The organism is Paenibacillus sp. FSL W8-1187, assembly GCF_037965485.1.
GTDB lineage: Bacteria > Bacillota > Bacilli > Paenibacillales > Paenibacillaceae > Paenibacillus_O > Paenibacillus_O pasadenensis.
Map to the genome: position 1 here is coordinate 3,477,736 of NZ_CP150181.1, position 17,990 is coordinate 3,495,725.

Consider the following 17,990-nt stretch of genomic DNA (forward strand, 5'->3'; position numbering starts at 1 on the left):
TCCTTTCTTAGTCGAGTTCCATGCGGACCGCCTGACGGCCCCGAAGAAAATAGACGTGGACTTCGGCGACGGGCCGGCCGAGCGCCTGCTCGACGGCCTTGCGGTACAGCTCCAGCTGGAAGCGATGCTTGTCCGCCGCCCGCTCGTAATCGCCGGAGGGCACGCGGTCGCTCTTGAAGTCGCACAGCACGAGCCGGCCGGCCTCCTCGAACAGGCAGTCGATGACGCCCTGGAGGAGCACCGGCTCGCCGGCGGCTTCCAGGCCGGCGTCCGGGAACGCCTCCCGCGCCGGCAGCAGGCAGCTGAACGGCAGCTCCCGCCAGACGCGCTCCGCGGCGAGCAGCCGCTGCCCGAGCGGCCCGGCGAAAAAGGCCTTGGCCGCCTCGACGTCGGCCGCCCCGGCCTGCTCCTCCGTCAGGATGCGCTTCCGCACGAGCCGCGCCAGCGCAGCCTCGACCGCCCCGTCCGGCAGCGGTCCGTCCAGCGGCACATGCTGCAGCAGCGTATGCACGGCGGTGCCTTTGTCGGCGGCGGTCATCCCGCGCTGCTCCATGAACTTCGGCCGCCGCAGGCGCAGCGCGGCCTCTTCGCCCGTCGGGGCGGAGCGCAGCGGCGCAGCGCCTGCGCCTGCGGCGGATGCGGCCCCAGCTGGAGCGCGGCCTGCCGCCATGCGGCCGACAGGCTCGACGAACGGACCGCTGTCCATCGGAACCGCGTCCTCGCCTCTTGCGGCATCGCCGCGAAGGCGCTTGAGCTCGGTGACGGAGGTTTTGGCCGCGACCCGAGACGCCTCGGCATGAGGATAGCTCCAGGACAGGCGCCTCTCCACCTCGCGCTCCCAGCCTCCCGGCGCGAGCGGCACCGCATGCAGCGCCGCCTGCCGTTCCTTCGTCCGATCGGGCGCCGCGGCCGGCTCCGCGCCGGCGGCAGCCTGGCCCCCGAGGACGTAGTAGGGCAGGATGCCCTTTTTCCAGCTGGCGAAAGACGCTTCGGGACGCGAGGCCGGAGAAGGAACGGCGCCGGAGGCGGGAATCGGCTCCGCGCGCGCTCCCGTCAGCTCGACCGGCGCGGCCGGAGCCGGCGGCGCCTGACCGTCGGACCGCTCGTCCGAATGCTCGCTAGAGGCGAAGCCGGCAAGCGGTCCGAGCCAGTCGAGGAAGCGGCGGGCGGCGGCGATCCGGTAGTCCGACAAGACGCCGCTCTCGCCGAGAGAAGCGTTCCAGCGCTCCGTCTGCCGGACGGCGTCGTCGACCGTGCCGACGAGAACGAGCTTTTCTTTGGGCCGCGTCAGCGCGACATAGAGCACCCTCAGCTCCTCCGCCTGCATCTCCATCCGCATCCGGCGGCGGATCGCCAGGCAAGGCAGCGTCGGGTAGCTGAGCCGCAGCTCGGGATCGACGAACTTCGGTCCGAAGCCGAGCTCCTTGTGCAGCAGGAACGGAGAGCTCACATCCTGCTGGTTGAACTTCTTGCCGAGGCCCGCCACGAATACGATCGGGAACTCCAGTCCCTTGCTCTTGTGGATGCTCATGATGCGCACGACGTCCTCGCCCTCTCCGAGCGCGCCTGCCGTGCCGAGGTCGCCGCCGTTCTCCCGCATCCGGTCCATGAAGCGGAGGAAGCGGAACAGGCCGCGCGCGGTGCCGGCCTCGAACTGGCGGGCCCGCTCGTGCAGGGCGCGCAGGTTGGCCTGCCGCTGCGCTCCGGCCGGCAATCCGCCTGCCCAGTCATAATACCCCGTCTCGCTGTAGATCCGCCAGATCAGGTCGGCCAGGCTGCCCTGGCGCGCCGCGTCGCGCCATTCGTCGAGCTTCCCGAGGAAAGCCGACAGCTTGGCGCGCAGCTCCTGCGGCGCGAGCAGATGGTCGGCCGTTCGGACGGCCGCTTCATAATACGGCCCTGAGCCGCCGACGATGCGGATCAGCGCCAGCTCCTCGGCCGTCAGCCCGAACATCGGCGAGCGGAGGATGCCGGCGAGCGGAATGTCCTGGAACGGATTGTCCGTCACGCGCAGCGCCGACAGCATGACGTCGACCTCGACGGCGTCGAAATAGCCGCTGCCGAGCTCGGCGTACGCCGGGATGCCCGCCGCCTGCAGCTCCTCCATGAGCACGGGCGCCCACGACTTGGTCGCGCGCAGCAGGATGACGACATCCCGCCACGCCATCGGCCGGCTGCCGCCGCGTCCGTCATGCACCGCATAGCTGCGGGCATGCAGGTCCAGCAGGCGGCGGGCGATGTAGCGCGCCTCGAGCTGGGCCGTCTGCAGGTCGGCCGCTTCTTCCCGCTGGCCGGCCTCGGCGCCGTCCGAGCCTTCCGCCGCGGCGGGAGCTTCGGCGGCGGCCGCGCCGCGCTCGCGGTCGATCAGCGCCAGCTCGACTGCGAACGCGTCCCGCGGCTCCGGCTCGGGATAGGAGGCGCCGAGCACGAGCTCGGCGGAGCGGTCGTAGTCCATCTCGGCGACCGACTCCCGCATGAGCGCGCGAAAGACGGCGTTCACGCCGTCCACCACCTCGGAGCGGCTGCGGAAGTTGCGGGCCAGGTCGATGCGCCGGCCGGCCTCCGCGTCCCCGTGCCCGAAGCGGCGGTATTTGGCCAGGAACAGATCCGGCTCCGCCAGGCGGAAGCGGTAGATGCTCTGCTTGACGTCGCCGACCATGAAGCGCCGCCCGCCTCTCTCCTCCGGCGGATCCGCGGGGGAGCCGGTCAGCAGCTCGACGATCGATTCCTGCACGCGGTTCGTATCCTGGTATTCGTCCAGCAGCACCTCGCGAAACTGCCTGCGGTAGTCCAGGGCGGCCGCCGATGGGACGGCCCGCTCCGGCGAGGAGCCTTCCCCGCGCAAAATCGCCAGGCAGTAGTGCTCGAGGTCGCCGAAGTCGAGCAGTCCCTTGCGGCGCTTGGCGTCCCGGTAGCGCCGGTCGAACTCGATGACGAGCTCCGCCAGCGTCTCGAGCAGCGGCGCGAGCTCCCGCAGCTCGCGGACGTAGTCGGCGGCCGGCCGGCTGAACAGCTCCTTGCCGAGCTCCTCCACGATGCCCTTGGCCTCCGCGCGCAGCTCCTTGGCCCGCTCCTGCAGGAGCGGATCGGCATCCTGGGACGCGCGCGCGGCCTTCAGCCGGCCGAACGATCCGGCCAGCTGCCAGGCGTCCCGCCATTCGTCCCAAGGACGGGTCAGCACGGACTCCCGGATGGACGAGACGAGGCTCAGATCCTCCCGCAGCGTGTCGGCGTAAGCCATCGGCCCTCCCGGCGCCCCGGCCAGCTCGAGCGCCTCCGACAGGGCGGCCTCCGCCCCCTCGAGGCTGAGCCGCAAATCCGCGGAGAGCGCCGCCAGCCAAGGCGTAGCCTCCAGATCGGACGGCTCCTCCACGCGGAACGCGGCCGCCATGCCGCGCAGCCAGTCGTCCGGCCACGGCTGCGAGCGCGAAAACTCATACAGCTGCTGGACGAGCCGATACAGCGGCTCGTCGCTCTTTTCGCCGCCGTAGCGGTCGGCCAGCTCGAGAAAGAGGCCGCCGTCGTTGTCCGAAGCGGCATAGCGCTCCTCGAACAGCTCGTCCAGCACCTCCAGCCGCAGCAGTTCGCCCTCGGTCTCGTTGGCGACGCGGAAGCCGGGATCGAGCCCGATCATCGGGTAGTAGCGGCGGATGACGTCGAGGCAGAACGAGTGCAGCGTCGTGATCGACGCCCGCCCGAGCAGCGCGAGCTGCCGCCGCAGATGCTCCGACTCCGGCTCGAGCTCGAGCGCCGCCTCCAGCGCGGCGCGGATCCGCTCCTTCATCTCGGCGGCCGCGGCCTTGGTGAACGTCGCCACGAGCAGCTGGTCGACATCCGTATCCTCGGAGATCATGGTAATGATCCGCTCCACGAGCACGGCCGTCTTGCCGGACCCGGCCGCGGCGGCAACGAGCACGTCCCCGCCGCGCGCCGTCACCGCCGCCCACTGGTCGTCCGTCCAGCGCGAGCCGGCGGGCTTGGGCGGCGGCGCGTCCAGCGCCTCGGGACGCGCTTCGTCCGATGCTCGGCCTGCCGGACCGACGATCGTTTCGTCCATCGGTTCGCCAGCCGGACCGACTTTCGGTCCGACCTTCGGTCCGACTTCCGGTCCGACTTTCCGTCCGACTACCGTTTCGCCTGTCGGATCGCCTGTCGATCCGACGATCGTGTCGTCCCCGGCTCTTTCGGCCGCCCGGTCATCGGCTGCGCTCATCGTCCTCTCTCCTCTCCCAATGGAAGGTCCCGTCTCCGGCTCCATCCTTCCTGTGCTTGTCCTGCGTTCCGTCCTCGCCCGCAGGCAGAAGCCGCGGCGGGTTCTCGGCCCCGGCTGCAGGCTCCGCCTGCGCCTCGGCGAGCTCCTCCAGCGACGTCCAGAACTCCTCCTTGCCCGGCGCGGGCAGCTTCAAATACTCGTTGCCTTCGTTGAGCGGATCGAACTGGCAGACCGGCTTGTACGCGCAAAACTGGCATGGCGTCTTGGCGCCGAGCCGGTACGGCCGGATCGCGATCTCGCCGTCCTTGACCGACTGGCCGATGCCGCCGATCGTGCGGCGGACCGAGCGCCGGAGCAGCTCCCACTGGCGTCCGCTCGCGACCGAGGAGTCGGACAGAAAGCCGCCGTCCTTGCGGAAGCCGGCCGGCAGCAGGTCCGAGCGCCCTTCCAGCCCGGCGTCCATCATGCGGACCGTATCGGCGTCGTCGAGCAGCAGGCCGCGCATCTTGAAGCGCTTGAGCAGCATCGCGGCCGCCTCCTCCGCCCCTAGGCCCGCCGGCACGCTGAGCACCGGGTTCTGCACGTGGAAATAGAGCACGCCGGCCGGATGCGCCGGCTCTCCGAGCCAGCTCTCGGCATGGGTCAGCAGCACGTCCAGATAGGCGAGCATCTGCAGCGATAGGCCGCTCGCCACCTCCTCGAGCCGCAGCTGCGTCGCGCTCGACTTGTAGTCCAGCACGCGCAGCAGCAGCCCTTTGTCCGAACGGGCGGCATCGACGCGGTCGATGCGCCCGACCAGCGTGATCGAGCCGCTGCCGTCGGGGAGCTCGATGTCGAGCGGCGGCAGCTCGCCGCCCGGCCCGAACTGGACCTCCAGCCCGACGGGCTGGAAGTCCGCGCGGCGGGCATGCTCGCCGAGCACGACCGCCGCGCGCGAGACGACCGCCTTGAGCTTGCCGGCGATGTAGCGGTAGCGGCTGCTGCTCAGCAGAATCTCCGACTGCAGGCGCGGCACGAGCTCGTCGACCGCCTGGGAGGCGGTCTCGCGGATGCGCGCCTCGCCGGCGCGGCCCCAGCCCTCGCCGAGCTCCGTCGCGACCTTGGTGAGCGCCGCATGGAACAGCTGGCCCATGTCCGGCGCGCCCAGCCGGTAGAGACGGCGCTCCTTGAGCTTCAAGCCGTGCGCGGCGAAATGCTGGAACGGGCACGAGACGAAGCGCTCCATCCGCGACACGCTCGTCGTCAGCTGCCCGCCGTAGAGCCGGTCGGCCAAGCCGCGGCCAAGCCGGACGACCTGGTTGTCGTAGCCGAGCGCGCCTGTCATCGCCGTCAGCCGGCCCTGCCAGTCCGGCCGCGCCGCGAACCAGTTGTACACGTCCTGCCAAAGCGGAGCGAGCTCGCCTCCGTCCAGCCACTCGCGCAGCCTCGGCACGAGATAGGACAAGGCGCGCTGCGGCAGCTCGAGATAGTCGAGCTGCCGCTCGGACGCCGCGGAGGCGTCCGGCGCTCCGGCCGCGGCATTCGCCGGCAGGCCGGGGAACAGCGTCTGCAGGTGGCGGATGTATTCGGACGGATGCAGTCCCTTGCCCTCTTCGTCGGCAAGCGGCCAGCTCACCCATAGCCGCTCGGACGGCGCAAGGAAGGCGCGATAGATGTGGAAGCGCTCGTCAAGCAGGCGGCGGCGCACGCCCGGGGCCATCTCCAGCCCCGCGTCCGCGAGCTGCTCGCGCTCCCGCTCGGTGAGCAGGCCGTCCTCCTGGATGCGCATCGGCAGCACGCCGTCGGACGCGCCCAGAATATAGGCGGCGCGCACGCGCCCATTGCGGACGCGGTCCATCGCGCCGACGACGACCTGATCGAGCGACGGCGGCACGGCCGACAGCTTCATCGACTCCAGGCCGGTCTCCACCATGCCGGCGAACAGGTCGGCCGGGATCGGCTCCTCGCCCGCCAGCTCCACCAGCTGGTCGAGCAGGCCGAGCACGCCGTCCCATACTTGGCGGTGAACGCGGGCGGCGCCGGGCCGGCCGGCGGCCAGCTCCTGCTCCGCGCGCCGCTCCAGCCGGTCGGCCGTCCCGGAGCGGTCGAGCAGGTCGAACAGCGCCTCGCAGCGCTCCCGCACCGTCTCCGCCTTGGCCATGGCGCGCTCGAAGCGCGTCAGCGGCCGCATCAGCTCGCTGCGGGCGCGCAGCACGTCCTCGAACTCCTCGCGCTGGCGGGCTCCGGCCTCAGACGGCTCGTCCTCGACGCTGCCGGTCCGAAGCGGCTGCCAGCGCTTCAGGCTTTTCCAGCTGCGGCCCTCGATGCCTGCCGCCAGCACATAGTTTTCCAGCCGGTCGAACCGCTCGCGGTCGAGCCGGCCGTCTTCCGGAAACAGCAGCTCCGTCTTGACGCAGCGGAACACCGCCTCGTGCTTCCAGCCGTACAGCGCCGTCTCCAGCGCCGAGCGGATGAACTCGACGAGCGGATGATGGAGCACGTCGCGGCTGCCGTCGAGGAAAAACGGGATGCGGTAGTCGGCGAACACCTGCTGGATCATGTCGCTGTAGTCCGCCGTCTGCCGCACGACGACGGCCAGCTCGCGCCAGCGCATGCCGCGCTCGCGCACTTGGCGCACCATGTCGCGGGCGGCCGCCTCGACCTCGGCCCGCCGCGAGGCGGACGGACGAAGGACGATTTCGGCGGCGTCCTCCGCGAGCCGATCCCGATCCCCCGCACGGCGCAGCGGCACGCGCCCGCCGAAATGCCGGTTCAGATGCTCCAGCATCCCCCCCGGGCGATAGCGGGGCGCATCGGCCGGCGGCAGGACGAGCGGGGAATCGACCTCGACTCCGAGCTCGGCCGCCAGCCGCGTCAAGCGGATGCAGGCGTCGGCGGCGGGGTGGAACAGATCGAGCTCATGCGGACGCTCCTCGGCTCCGTAGAGACGGTCCAGGCAGAGCGTCACGGTGACCGACTCCGCCTGGCGCAGCAGCGCGCCGACCGCGGCCAGCTCGCGGGCCGTGAAGCCGTTGAAGCCGTCGAGCCAGTACCGCGCTCCGCGCATCGAGCCGCAGTCGGCATACCCGTCGGCGAGCAGCGTCAGATGGTCCTCGTCGTCCATGTAATGTCCCGCCAGCTCCCGCTCCAGCTCGCCGTAGACGAGGGACAGGTCATGGAGCTTGCGCTCCAGCAGCGAGCCGCGGGCGCGCGCTTCGGCGGCAGAGCCCTCCGATTCCGCGCCTGTCTCGTACCCCAGGCTGCCGCGCACGGCGGCTGCATCGACGCCGTAGCGCTTCCATTCCGTCAGCAGCTCGCCCATCTTGGCGATGAAGCCTTGCTGCCCGCTGCCACCCTGGAACAGGCGGAGCTGCGGCGAGAGCCGGTGCACGATCTTATGCAGCAGCATGTTCTTGCCGTTCTCTCCGACCGGCACGAGCGCCGCGCCGCCCGCTTCCTGCATGACGCGCATGGCGAGCCGGCGGAAGCTGAGCACCTGCGCCCGCAGGCTGGAGCGGATGCCGCTGCCGAACAGCGCGTACTCCGTCTGGAACGTCGCCTGCTCCGGAGTCAGCAGCACGAGCGGGGGACCGGCCGGATCGGCCGCCAGCTCGCGGCGGATCTCCTCCATGCAGGCAAACGTCTTGCCCGTGCCCGCCCGTCCGATGATGAATCTCAGCGCCATTTTTGCCCGCTCCCTCCCTCCGGCGGCTCTCGCCTCCGGGCGTCGTTATTTGAGCAGCAGCCTCGTGCTGCTGTGTCCTTCCTTGGTCTTGCTCACTTCCAGCACGGCCGGGAACGCGTCCTTGAGCTCCTGCACATGGGAAATGACGCCGATCAGCCGGCCCGCCTCATGCAGGTCGGCGAGCGCGGAGATCGCCCGGCCGAGCGACTCCTCGTCGAGCGAGCCGAAGCCCTCGTCGATGAACATCATCTCGATGGAGACGCCGCCGCGGCTCGACTGGATGACGTCGGTCATGCCGAGCGCGAGCGCCAGCGAGGCGTTGAACTTCTCGCCGCCGGACAGCGACTTGACGTCGCGGTTCTGGCCCGTGTAGCTGTCGTAGACGTCGAGGCCGAGGCCGCTCTGCCGCCCCCGCGCCTCGAGGCGGCCGCTGCGCTCCAGCACGAACTGGCCGCTCGACAGCTCATGCAGCCGCTCGTTGGCGGCATGCAGGATCTGCTCGAGGAACTCGATCAGGATATAGCGCTCGAACGAGATCTTGAGCGCGTTGTCGCCCTTGAGCATCTCGTGCAGGTCGGCGACCTCCTCGAGCTCGGACTCCGTCGCGGCGCAGCGGCGCGCCGCTTCGGCCGCGGCCGCGCCGAGCGCCTGCGCCTGGCCGCGGCGGCGTTCCGCCTCGCGCCAGCGGGCATCCGCCGCCTCCCGCTCGCCGCCGAGCCGCTGCGATTCCGCCGCCAGCTCCGCGAGCGCGGCGCGCTCGCGTCCGGCGAGCTCGCGCTCCAGCTCGTCGGCGAGCCGCCGCTGCGCGGCCAGCTCCGCGCGGTACGCCTCCAGCGTCCGCCGGGCCTCGCCCCGCCGCGCCTCGTCCAGGCGCGCCGCGCGCCACTCGTCCGCAGCGGCGAATCCGGCCGCGGCCAGCTCCGCCGCGAGCCGCTCGGCCGCCGCAGCGGCGGCGAGCTCCGCCTCGCGCGCCTGCTCCGCAAGCCCCGCGAGCCGCGCCGACGTCTCCGCCGCGGCCGTGCCGGCGCGCGCATGGCGCTCCTGCGCGGCGCGCAGCGCGGCGGCAAGCGCCGCCTCCAGTCGCGCGGCGGCTCCGTGGCGGCGCTCCAGCTCCGCCGCGTCCTGCAGCGGCTCCGGCACCGCGGCCAGCTCCGCCTCCAAGCGCGCCTCCCGCGCCGCCGCATCAAGCGCGAGCGGCTGGCGCAGCGCCTGCAGCCGCTCGCGCTCCGCCTCCAGCGCCTCCAGCCGGCGCTCCAGCTCGGCCAGCGCTTCGCGCAGCGGGCCGCGCTCCGCCTGCAGCGCCTGCAGCCGCTGGCATTCGCTGCGCACCCGGCGGCCCTCCTCGAGCGTCTGCTCGAGCTGCCGCTCCAGCGGCTCGGCTCCGATCTCGAGCTCCGCTCGGCGCCCTTCGGCCTCGGCGACGCGCTCCTGCGCCGCGGCGGCCTGCGCGGCCGCGGCGGCGAGCTCGCGCTCGAGATGCAGCAGCGCGGCCTTGGCCTCCTGCAGCTGCTCGCGGCGCACCGGCTCGACGTCGGCCGAAGCCTTGCGCGGATGCGCCTCGCTGCCGCACACCGGGCACGGCTTGCCGTCATGCAGATGCTCGGCGAGGCGTCCCGCCTGGCCCTCGATCCAGCGCTGCTCCAGCCGGTCCGCCGCCTCGCGGCTCGCCAGCGCGGCGCGCTCGCGCTCGTCCCGCGAGCGCTCCAGCGCCTCCGCCTGCCGGCTCGCCTCGAGCATCGCCTTCAGCGCCTCATGACGGCGCAGCAGCTGCTCCAGCCGCCGCTCGAGCTGCGGCAGCGGCTCCGTCGCCCGCTCCAGCTCCTCGAGCCGCCCCTGGCGCTCGCGGCGCTCGGCGCGCGCGGCGTCCAGCGCGGCTCCGGCGCGCTCCAGCTCCGCGCCGACGCTGCGCTCCTCGGCGCGCAGCCGCGCCAGCTCCGCCCGGCGCTCGCCGAGCGTGCGCACGAGCGGCAGCAGCCCCGCGAGCCGCTCCTGCTCGCGGCCGGCCGCCTGCCGCTCGGGCTCGCGCGCCTGCTCCGCCGCAGCCGCCGCGGCCGCCGCCTCGAGCTCGCGCGCCGCCTCCGCGGCCGCCTCCTCCGCCTCGCGCAGGCGGCGCTCCAGCGCGGCCGTCTCGGCCGCGGCGCGGCGCGCCTGCTCGTCGTACGGCGCGAGCCGCTCCGCCCGCTCGGCCGCCTCGAGCCGCGCGGCGAGCCCGCTCATCTCGCCGCCGCGCGCCTCCAGCGCCTCCGCCTGACGGCGGGCCGCGTCGCGCTCGCCCAGCCGCGCGTTGATCCGCTCCGCCTCGGCGAGCCGCGTCCGCTGCGCGTCCCAGGCCGCCTGCGCCCGCTCCCGCTCCTCCAGCAGCTCGCGGCACGCCTGCTCGTAATGCCGCTCCTCCTCGGCCAGCCCGTCCAGCAGCTGCGCCGCTCCAGCATGCTCCTGCGCCAGCACGGCCGCGAGCCGGCTCTCCTCGCGCGCGGGCAGATCGCTCCGCGCCTGCTCGCCGATATAGAGCAGCCGCTGGCGGTCGCCCTTGACCGCCTCGCGCAGCTCGCGGGCGCGCGCGGCGAAGCTTTCCTCCAGCCGCCGGTACAGCTCCGTGCCGAACAGCCGCCGCAGGATCTCTTCCTTATTCTCCGTGTCGGAGGTGAGCAGCTTGCGGAACTCGCCCTGCGGCAGCATGACGATCTGGATGAACTGGTCCCGCGTCAGGCCGACGAGCTCCTCCAGCCGCGCGTCCACCTCCTTGACGTGGAACCGGTCGACCGCCGGAGCCTCGCCGTCCGCAGACAGCTCGTACAGCTCGGCCTTGCCGCCGGTCTCGCTCTTGTTGCCCGCCCGGCGGTGGGCCATCTGGCGGAACACGCGGTAGCGCCGACCCTTGGTCTCGAACACGAGCTCCACCGACGTCGGCTGGTCGTCGCCCGCGAAATGGCTGCGCAGCAGCCGCGTCTCCGCGCGGTCCTCGCCGCTCGCCGCGCCGTAGAGGGCGTAGCAGAGCGCGTCGAAGACGGTCGTCTTGCCCGCGCCGGTCTGGCCGGAGATGACGAACAGCCCTCTGCCGCGCAGCGGCTCGAAGTCGATCGCCTCCTCGTCGCGATAGGGCCCGAAGGCCGTCATGCTCAGTCGAATCGGCCTCATCCCGCCGCCTCCTCTCCGCCGAGCACCCGTCCGCACACCTCTTGGAACAGGCGCTTCTTGCTCTCGCTCAGCTCGGTGCCGCGCACCTCCCGGTAAAAGCCCTCGAACAGCGACGCCGGATCGGTCGCGCGGCGCGCTCCTCCCCGGTCGGCGGCAGAGGCTGGACCGTCGCCCGCGGCAGCCGGAGGCGCGAGCGGACGGCGCTCCACATGCAGCGCGTTCGGATAGGCGGCGCGCACCTTTTCCATCGGGAACAGCACCGGATTGTCGTCGAGCAGCGTCACGAACACGTAATCGTCGCTCCTCTCCTTCGTCGCCTCGATGTCCCGTATGTACCCGCTCACCCGGCGCATGTCGCGGCGCGGCTCGAGGAGCCGCTGCTCGACGGACGCCTCGCCGTCCGCGCCCAGCTCCACGACGAGCCAGCCCTTGCGATGCCGCTCCTCCGAGATGGAGTACTTGAGCGGCGAGCCGGCGTAGCGCACGCTCTCGCGGCCGACCCAGTGCGCCTGATGCAGATGGCCGAGCGCCGCGTAGTGGAACGGATCGAAATGCCGCGCGTCCACATGCTCCGCTCCGCCGATCGACAGCGGCCGCTCCGAGTCGCTCGTATTGTCCTGCGGGCGGCCGCCGGGCGTGACGAACGCATGGCCGACGAGCACATGGCGCGCGGCCGGATCGAGCCGCTCCGCCAGACGCGCGGCCGCCGCCCGCATCGCGTCGTCATGCGTGCGGATCGACTCGTCGCCGAGCGCCAGGCGGACGACGGACGGATCGCAGTACGGCAGCAGGTGGAAATGGACCTCGCCATGGCCGTCCCGCAGCCGCACCGGCTCCGCGTCCGGGTCGTAGCGCCCCGCCAGATGGAGGCCGCGGCCGGCCATCAGCCGGCTGCCGAAGCGGATCCGGTCGGGACTGTCGTGGTTGCCGGCGACGGCGATGACCGGCGTGTCGAGGCCGATGACAAGGCGCGAGAGCGTCTCGTCGAGCAGCTCCACCGCCTCCGTCGGCGGCACCGCCCGGTCGTACAGGTCGCCGGCGATGACGACAGCGTCGGGCCGCTCGCGCTCGACCGCCTCCAGCAGCTGCTCCAGCGCGAAGCGCTGGTCGTCCGTCATGTAGACGCCCTGCACGAGCTTGCCCAGATGCCAGTCGGCCGTATGGATGAACTTCATGTGCGCCTCTCCCTTCCCCTCGTGCCAGGCTCGTCCCGCCCGGCCGATCATGAACATATGTTCTTATACAGTAGCATCTTCGCGCCTTGCGTGACAAGCCTGGAGCGGAGGGCGCGAAACGAAACCAGCCGTCCGGGTCGGCGCCGGACGGCTGGAACGCTTCAAGGCTGGGCAGGCCCCTTATCTGCTTCGTTCGAAGGCTGCCGACGCGCCTTAGCCCAGGCTGCGCACTTCGAAGATCGCGAACTTCAAGTAATGGCCCTCCGAGACGCCGAGCAGCTGCGGATGGTCCTTGCCCGCCGCGCGCCACTCCACGAGGCGCAGCGACTTGCCGGCGTCGGCCGCGGCGTCCTGGATCGCCTGCAGGAACAGCTCGGGGCTCATATGGTACGAGCAGCTCGCCGTGACGAGATAGCCGCCTTCGTTGACGAGCTTCATGCCGTGCAGGTTGATGTCCTTGTAGCCGCGGCAGGCGCCTTCCACCGCGCCCTTCGTCTTGGCGAAGGCCGGCGGGTCGAGGATGACGACGTCCCAGGTGCGGCCGCCTTCCTCCAGCTTGCGGGACGTATCGACGCCTTTGGCGCCTTCGGCGCGCGCGCTGCGCTCGTCCTTGCCCTTCACCTGCCGGCGCAGGTACTGGAACGCGTCGTCCACGACGAACTCCACCCGGTCCGCGAAGCCGTTCCGCTCCACGTTGCGGCGAGCCGTCTCGACGGCATGCTCCGACACGTCGAGGCAGGTGACCTTTTTCGCTCCGTACTTGCAGGCATGCAGCGTGAAGCTGCCCGTATGCGCAAAGCATTCCAGCACCGTCGCCCCGTCCCAGAGCGGGTAGGCGACAGGCTTGCCGCTCTTGTTGACCGGCACGAGCGCCGTCTCTCCGTCCGGCCGCCCGCCTGCCGGCGCGGCAGCCTCCCAGCCTTCCGGCAGCTCCGCAAGCGGACGCCGCTCGAGCCGGATGCCGCTGCGCGCGCCCCAGCCTTTCATGAGCGGCGCGATCGAGGCGCGGTTTTCCCGCTGGTCGTAAAAATAGCCGGTCTTCTGGCCTTCCTCCAGATCGACCTCCATGACGATGCCGTTCTCGACGATGTCGACGTAGCGCGGACAGTCGCCGTACAGCACGCCCGTGCGCTCCTCCAGCCCTTCCAGGCGGCGCACGCCGACGTCGCTGCGCTCGTAGATGCCCTTGGGCCGGAAGACGGCGACGAGCGCCCGCACCAGCTGCTCGCGGCGCTGGTCCATGCCGAGCGTCAGGATCTGCACGACGAGCACGTCCGCGAAGCGGTCCACGACGAGCCCCGGCAAATAATCCGCCTCGCCGTAGACGAGCCGGCAGTCCGGCTCGGAGACGAAGCGCTCGCGATACGCGCGGCACTCCTCCAGGCGGGCGGTCAGCAGCGCCTCGTCCAGCTCCTGCTCCGGCTGCCGCAAGACGACGCGCACGCGGATCTGCGAGGCGGGATTCCAGTAGCCGGACGCCAGGTAGCGGCCGTTCGCCGCCATGACGTCGACCATGTCGCCCGGCGCGGCCTCTCCGTCCATGCGCTCGATCTCGCCGGCGTACACCCACGGCTGCCCTTGCTCCAGACGCCTCGTCTTCTTTTTATGCAAATAAAGCTTCGCTCTGCTCAAGCCTGATCCCATTCCTTTCGCGATCTATCGATCCCGGGCCGCGCGCCGCGCGGCGTCTCCGGTCATGCCTCCCCGCCCGTCCACATAAAGTAGAAAAGCGAAAGGAGTCCTGTCCATGCTCAGCTCGATCCTCATCCCCGCGCTGCTCGGCTTCGCCGTCTTCATGCTCGGCATGAAGCTGATGGAAGCCGCGCTGCACCGCTCCGCCGGCCGCTATGTCACCGCCGCCGTCGAGCGCTTCACGCGCACGCCGCTGCACGGCCTCGCCTCCGGGGCGGCGATCAGCGCCGTGCTGCAGAGCAGCACCGCCGTCACCGTCATCGCCATCGGCATGGTCAACGCCGGCGTGCTGACGCTGCCGCGCACGCTCGGCATCGTGCTCGGCACGAACGTCGGCACCTGCCTGACGACCGAGCTGATCGGCCTCGAGCTGGAGCGCCTCGCCGGGCCGCTGCTGCTCGCCGCGCTCGCCGGCTGGCTGCTCACCGCCGTGCTCGGCGAGATGAGCCCCTCCGGCGGACGCCACCGCCAGCGCTGGCTCGGGCCGCTGCGCAGCGCCTCGCTCGCCGTGTTCGGCTTCGCGCTGCTGCTCGCCGGCATCTCCGTCATGAAGTCGATCGGAGCCGCCGTGCAGGCCAGCCCGTTCTACGCCTGGTTCATGGAGCGCTCCGATGACAGCCTGCTGTGGGGCTTGCTGGCCGGAGCGGCGCTCACCGCCGTCGTCCACAGCAGCGCCGCCGTCATCGGCATGGCGATGAGCCTCGCCGCCGCCGGGGCGATGCCGCCCGAGCTAGGCATCGCGATCGTCATCGGCGCCAACGTCGGCACCTGCCTGACGGCGGTGCTCGCCTCCATCGGCGGCAGCCGCGCCGGCGCAGGCGTCGCCTGGTTCCACGTCGCGCTCAACGTCGGCGGAGCGGCGCTGTTCCTGCCGCTGACGCCGCAGCTGGCCGCGGCGGCCGCCTCGTTCGGCGGGGGCGCGTCGGCGCAGCTCGCGCATGCGCAGACGCTGTTCAACGTCGCCTGCTCGCTGCTCGCGCTGCCGCTCTGCTACTTGCCGCTGCGCCGCCGCTCCGGCAAAAGCCCCGCTTCCAAAGCCTAGGGCGTGCCTGCAACCGTGCTCGGGGGCATCCATCGCCGCCTTTTCGCCCCCTGTGAGGGACGGAAATTCGGCAACAGCTGCTTCCTTCACAAGTTGCAGGCACGCCCTAGGGACGGGGCCGGCCCCGCTGCCTTACGTGCCGCTGATGCTCAGTCCGAGCAGCCTGAGGGCACCCGCCACGATGCGGTCGTTGTTGTCGTAGCCGGACTGCTTCTGGCGGCGCCAGGCCTCCTCCGGCTCGAACCACTCGACGCCGCGGATCTCCTCGACCTGCGCCTGCAGCGAGCCGCCGGTCGCCTCGACGAGATAGTAGTGGACTTCCTTGTCCACCAGCCCTTTGGCCTCGTGCCGGTACTGGTACTTGATCTGGTCGATCGGCTCGACGATCCGGCCCTGCAGGCCGGTCTCCTCCGCGATCTCGCGAAGCGCGGTCTCCTCCACCGTCTCGCCCGGCTCCATCTTGCCCTTCGGCAGCGAAACCTTGCCGTACCGATCCTGGATGAGCTGGATCTGCAGTCCATGCTCTGGCGTCCGCCGGTATACGACCCCGCCTGCTGAGATTTCCTTCATGCGCTTCCGATCCTCCCCGATCTGATCTTGACGGCGCGGCGCCGCATGTCAGGCTCCTGCCTTCTCCAGCCTTGCCGGCTGCTCCTGCACGACCTCGACGAGGCGTCCGCGGCTCTCGTTGACGCCCGCTTCCGTGATCTCGACGCGGCACAGCTTGCCGATCATCGACTCGTCTCCTTCGAAGACGACCTGGATATAGTTGTCCGTATACCCCATCATCAGGCCCGAGCCCGGCGCGCTGCCCTTGTGCTCGCGCTCCGGGATGACGCCCAGCGTCTGGCCGACGTACTTCTCGGCATAAGCGAGCTGCATCGTCTCCGACAAGTCGATCAGCCGGTGGACACGCTCGTTCTTGACCGCCTCGTCGACCTGGTCCTCCATGCGCGCGGCCGGCGTGCCGGTCCGCTTGGAGTACGGGAAGACATGCATTTCCGAGAAGCCGAGCTCCTTCATGTACGCGTAGCCCGCCTCGAACTGCTCCTCGCTCTCGCCCGGGAAGCCGACGATGACGTCGGTCGTGATGGCGACACCCGGCATCGCCTCATGCAGGCGGCGGATCGTCGCCGCGTATTCCTCGGTCGTGTACTTGCGGCGCATGCGCTTCAGCACCGTGTCGTCCCCGGCCTGAAGCGGCACATGCAGATGGCGGCACATTTTCGGCGACTTGTTCAGCACCTCGATCATGTCCTCGTCGATCTGGCTCGCCTCGATCGAGCTGATGCGGATGCGCTCCAGCCCGTCCACCTTGTCCAGATCCCAAAGCAGGTCGGACAGCTTGTAGTTGTCCAGATCGTCGCCGTAGCCGCCCGTATGGATGCCGGTCAGCACGATCTCCTTGAACCCGGCCTCGACGAGCTTGCGCGCCTGGGCGACGACGCTTTGCGGATCGCGGCTGCGCGATAGGCCGCGCGACCACGGGATGATGCAGAACGTGCAGAAGTTGTTGCAGCCCTCCTGAATTTTCAGGAACGCCCGCGTGCGGTCGGCGAAGTCGGGCACGTCCAGCTCCTCGAACTCGCGCGTCTTCATGATGTTGCGGACGGCGTTGACCGGGACGCGCTCGGCCTGCACCTGGCGCACGTAGTCCATCATCCGCTCGCGGTCCTGCGTGCCGATGACGAGGTCGACGCCCGGGATGTCGAGAATCTCCGCCGGCGACGTCTGCGCGTAGCAGCCCGTCACCGCGATGACCGCGTCCGGATTGCGCCGGATCGCGCGGCGGATCACCTGCCGGCTCTTCTTGTCGCCCGTGTTGGTGACATGGCATGTATTGATGAGATAGACGTCGGCCTTGTCCGTATCGAAGTCCACTTGCTCGTAGCCTTCGTTCTTGAACAGCTGCCAGATCGCCTCGGTATCGTAAAAGTTGACTTTGCAGCCTAAGGTGTGAAGGGCTACCGATGGCATGACGTTCCTCTTCCTCCCATTTCTCCGGACTCGTACATGAGCGCGGCCAGTCCCGCCAGCCCCGCCGTCTCGGCCCGCAATATTCTCCGTCCCAGGCCTGCCGCGAGCGCGCCCGCCGCCTGGATCTCCTCCGCCTCGCGGGGGCTGAAGCCGCCCTCGGGCCCGACGACCAGCAGCACCGCATGCGGCTCGCCGTCCTTCAGGACGCCGCTCTCGCGCGCCTGCCGGATGCGGTCGCCCAGTCCCGTAAGGGCGCCTGGAGCATGGCCCTCTTCCTCGTAGCAGAACAGCGCCAGATCATGCCGCGGCACGTCGGCGAGCAGCTGCTTCCAGCCATGCACCTCCCGCACCTCGGGCAGGCGGCTGCGATGCGCCTGCTCCGCCGCCTCCTTGGCGATTTTGCCCCAGCGCTCCAGCCTCTTCGCCTCTTTGCGGGCGTCGTACTGCACGACCATCCGCTCGGATTGAAAAGGCAGGAAGGCGAAGGCGCCGAGCTCCGTCCCTTTTTGGATGACGAGCTCCATCTTGTCCCCCTTGGGCAAGCCCTGGGCGACCGTCACGCGCCAAAGCGGCTCGCGGTCCATCGGCAGCCGCTCGGCGATGTCGGCGGTCACTTCCGACGCCGACAGCTCCCTCAGCACGACGCGCGCCTCGAGCGAGACGCCGTCGGCGACGATGACCTCGTCGCCCGCCTTCATGCGCATGACCTTGACCATATGATGGGCGTCCTCCCCGCGGAGGACGACCGTGGAATCGCCGAACTGCTCCGGCGAGACGAAATATCGCTGCATCTCATAACCCCTGTATCGTAAAAGTCATCCTCCATCATACACCTTTTGCGGATGAAAATCCATGCGGGCGGCGGGCAAGCCGCCGCTTGGCGATACATTCCATGCGGATCTTCCGTCTATTGGGATAGAAATCCAGAATGATGGAAAGAGGGCGATGTCATGCATGATGAGGACCGGCATGGGAGTGGAGGGAGCGCGGCGCGGCCGAAACCGCCTGTCCCGCCATGGGTCTATCGGGGACTAGCCGTGCTGATCCTCGCTGCCATCGCTGGCCTGTTTCTCGTCGGGTTCCCTCTTT

General features: G+C 70.6%; 9 protein-coding genes. 1 reads left to right on the plus strand and 8 read right to left on the minus strand.

All coding sequences use genetic code 11. The annotated features are described in order from the left end of the window. Positions 1 to 7 precede the first annotated feature (7 nt). The 5 genes from addA to NYE40_RS15190 all read right to left on the minus strand — a co-directional run bounded on the left by addA (position 8) and on the right by NYE40_RS15190 (position 13,834). Positions 8 to 4,213, minus strand: a complete 4,206-nt coding sequence (addA, locus tag NYE40_RS15170; protein ID WP_228551566.1) for a helicase-exonuclease AddAB subunit AddA — start codon at positions 4,211 to 4,213, stop codon at positions 8 to 10. Further along, the gene (gene addB, locus NYE40_RS15175; RefSeq protein WP_084136458.1) at positions 4,197 to 7,877 is read right to left on the minus strand and encodes a helicase-exonuclease AddAB subunit AddB; all 3,681 of its coding nucleotides are present in this window, start codon (positions 7,875 to 7,877) and stop codon (positions 4,197 to 4,199) included. Before addB ends, addA begins: the two co-directional genes overlap by 17 nt. Before the next feature lie 45 nt (positions 7,878 to 7,922). Then, complete coding sequence (locus NYE40_RS15180; protein WP_028597069.1) at positions 7,923 to 11,015, minus strand: SMC family ATPase; 3,093 nt, start codon at positions 11,013 to 11,015, stop codon at positions 7,923 to 7,925. Beyond that, entirely contained in the window at positions 11,012 to 12,190 is a 1,179-nt protein-coding gene (locus NYE40_RS15185; RefSeq protein WP_028597070.1) for an exonuclease SbcCD subunit D, read from the minus strand. Before NYE40_RS15185 ends, NYE40_RS15180 begins: the two co-directional genes overlap by 4 nt. A gap of 213 nt (positions 12,191 to 12,403) precedes the next feature. Further along, the gene (locus tag NYE40_RS15190; RefSeq protein ID WP_339278618.1) at positions 12,404 to 13,834 is read right to left on the minus strand and encodes a class I SAM-dependent rRNA methyltransferase; all 1,431 of its coding nucleotides are present in this window, start codon (positions 13,832 to 13,834) and stop codon (positions 12,404 to 12,406) included. A 103-nt stretch (positions 13,835 to 13,937) separates the two neighbouring features. Between NYE40_RS15190 and NYE40_RS15195 the strand changes: the two genes are divergently transcribed. Continuing rightward, positions 13,938 to 14,924 (plus strand): Na/Pi symporter, encoded by a 987-nt coding sequence (locus NYE40_RS15195; RefSeq protein WP_028597072.1) that lies wholly within the window; start codon positions 13,938 to 13,940, stop codon positions 14,922 to 14,924. Positions 14,925 to 15,056: 132 nt separating this feature from the next. Here the strand turns inward: NYE40_RS15195 and NYE40_RS15200 are convergent, their stop codons facing one another. The 3 genes from NYE40_RS15200 to NYE40_RS15210 are packed head-to-tail and all read right to left on the minus strand — an operon-like array spanning position 15,057 to position 17,692. After that, on the minus strand, positions 15,057 to 15,494 hold the full coding sequence (locus NYE40_RS15200) for an NUDIX domain-containing protein (protein WP_028597073.1): 438 nt from the start codon (positions 15,492 to 15,494) through the stop codon (positions 15,057 to 15,059). 48 nt (positions 15,495 to 15,542) lie between these two features. Beyond that, the gene (mtaB, locus tag NYE40_RS15205; protein ID WP_153783847.1) at positions 15,543 to 16,901 is read right to left on the minus strand and encodes a tRNA (N(6)-L-threonylcarbamoyladenosine(37)-C(2))-methylthiotransferase MtaB; all 1,359 of its coding nucleotides are present in this window, start codon (positions 16,899 to 16,901) and stop codon (positions 15,543 to 15,545) included. After that, positions 16,889 to 17,692: a 16S rRNA (uracil(1498)-N(3))-methyltransferase gene (locus tag NYE40_RS15210; protein WP_101807783.1), complete on the minus strand. Its 804-nt coding sequence runs from the start codon at positions 17,690 to 17,692 to the stop codon at positions 16,889 to 16,891. The genes mtaB and NYE40_RS15210 overlap by 13 nt, the downstream gene beginning before the upstream one ends. Positions 17,693 to 17,990 lie beyond the last annotated feature (298 nt).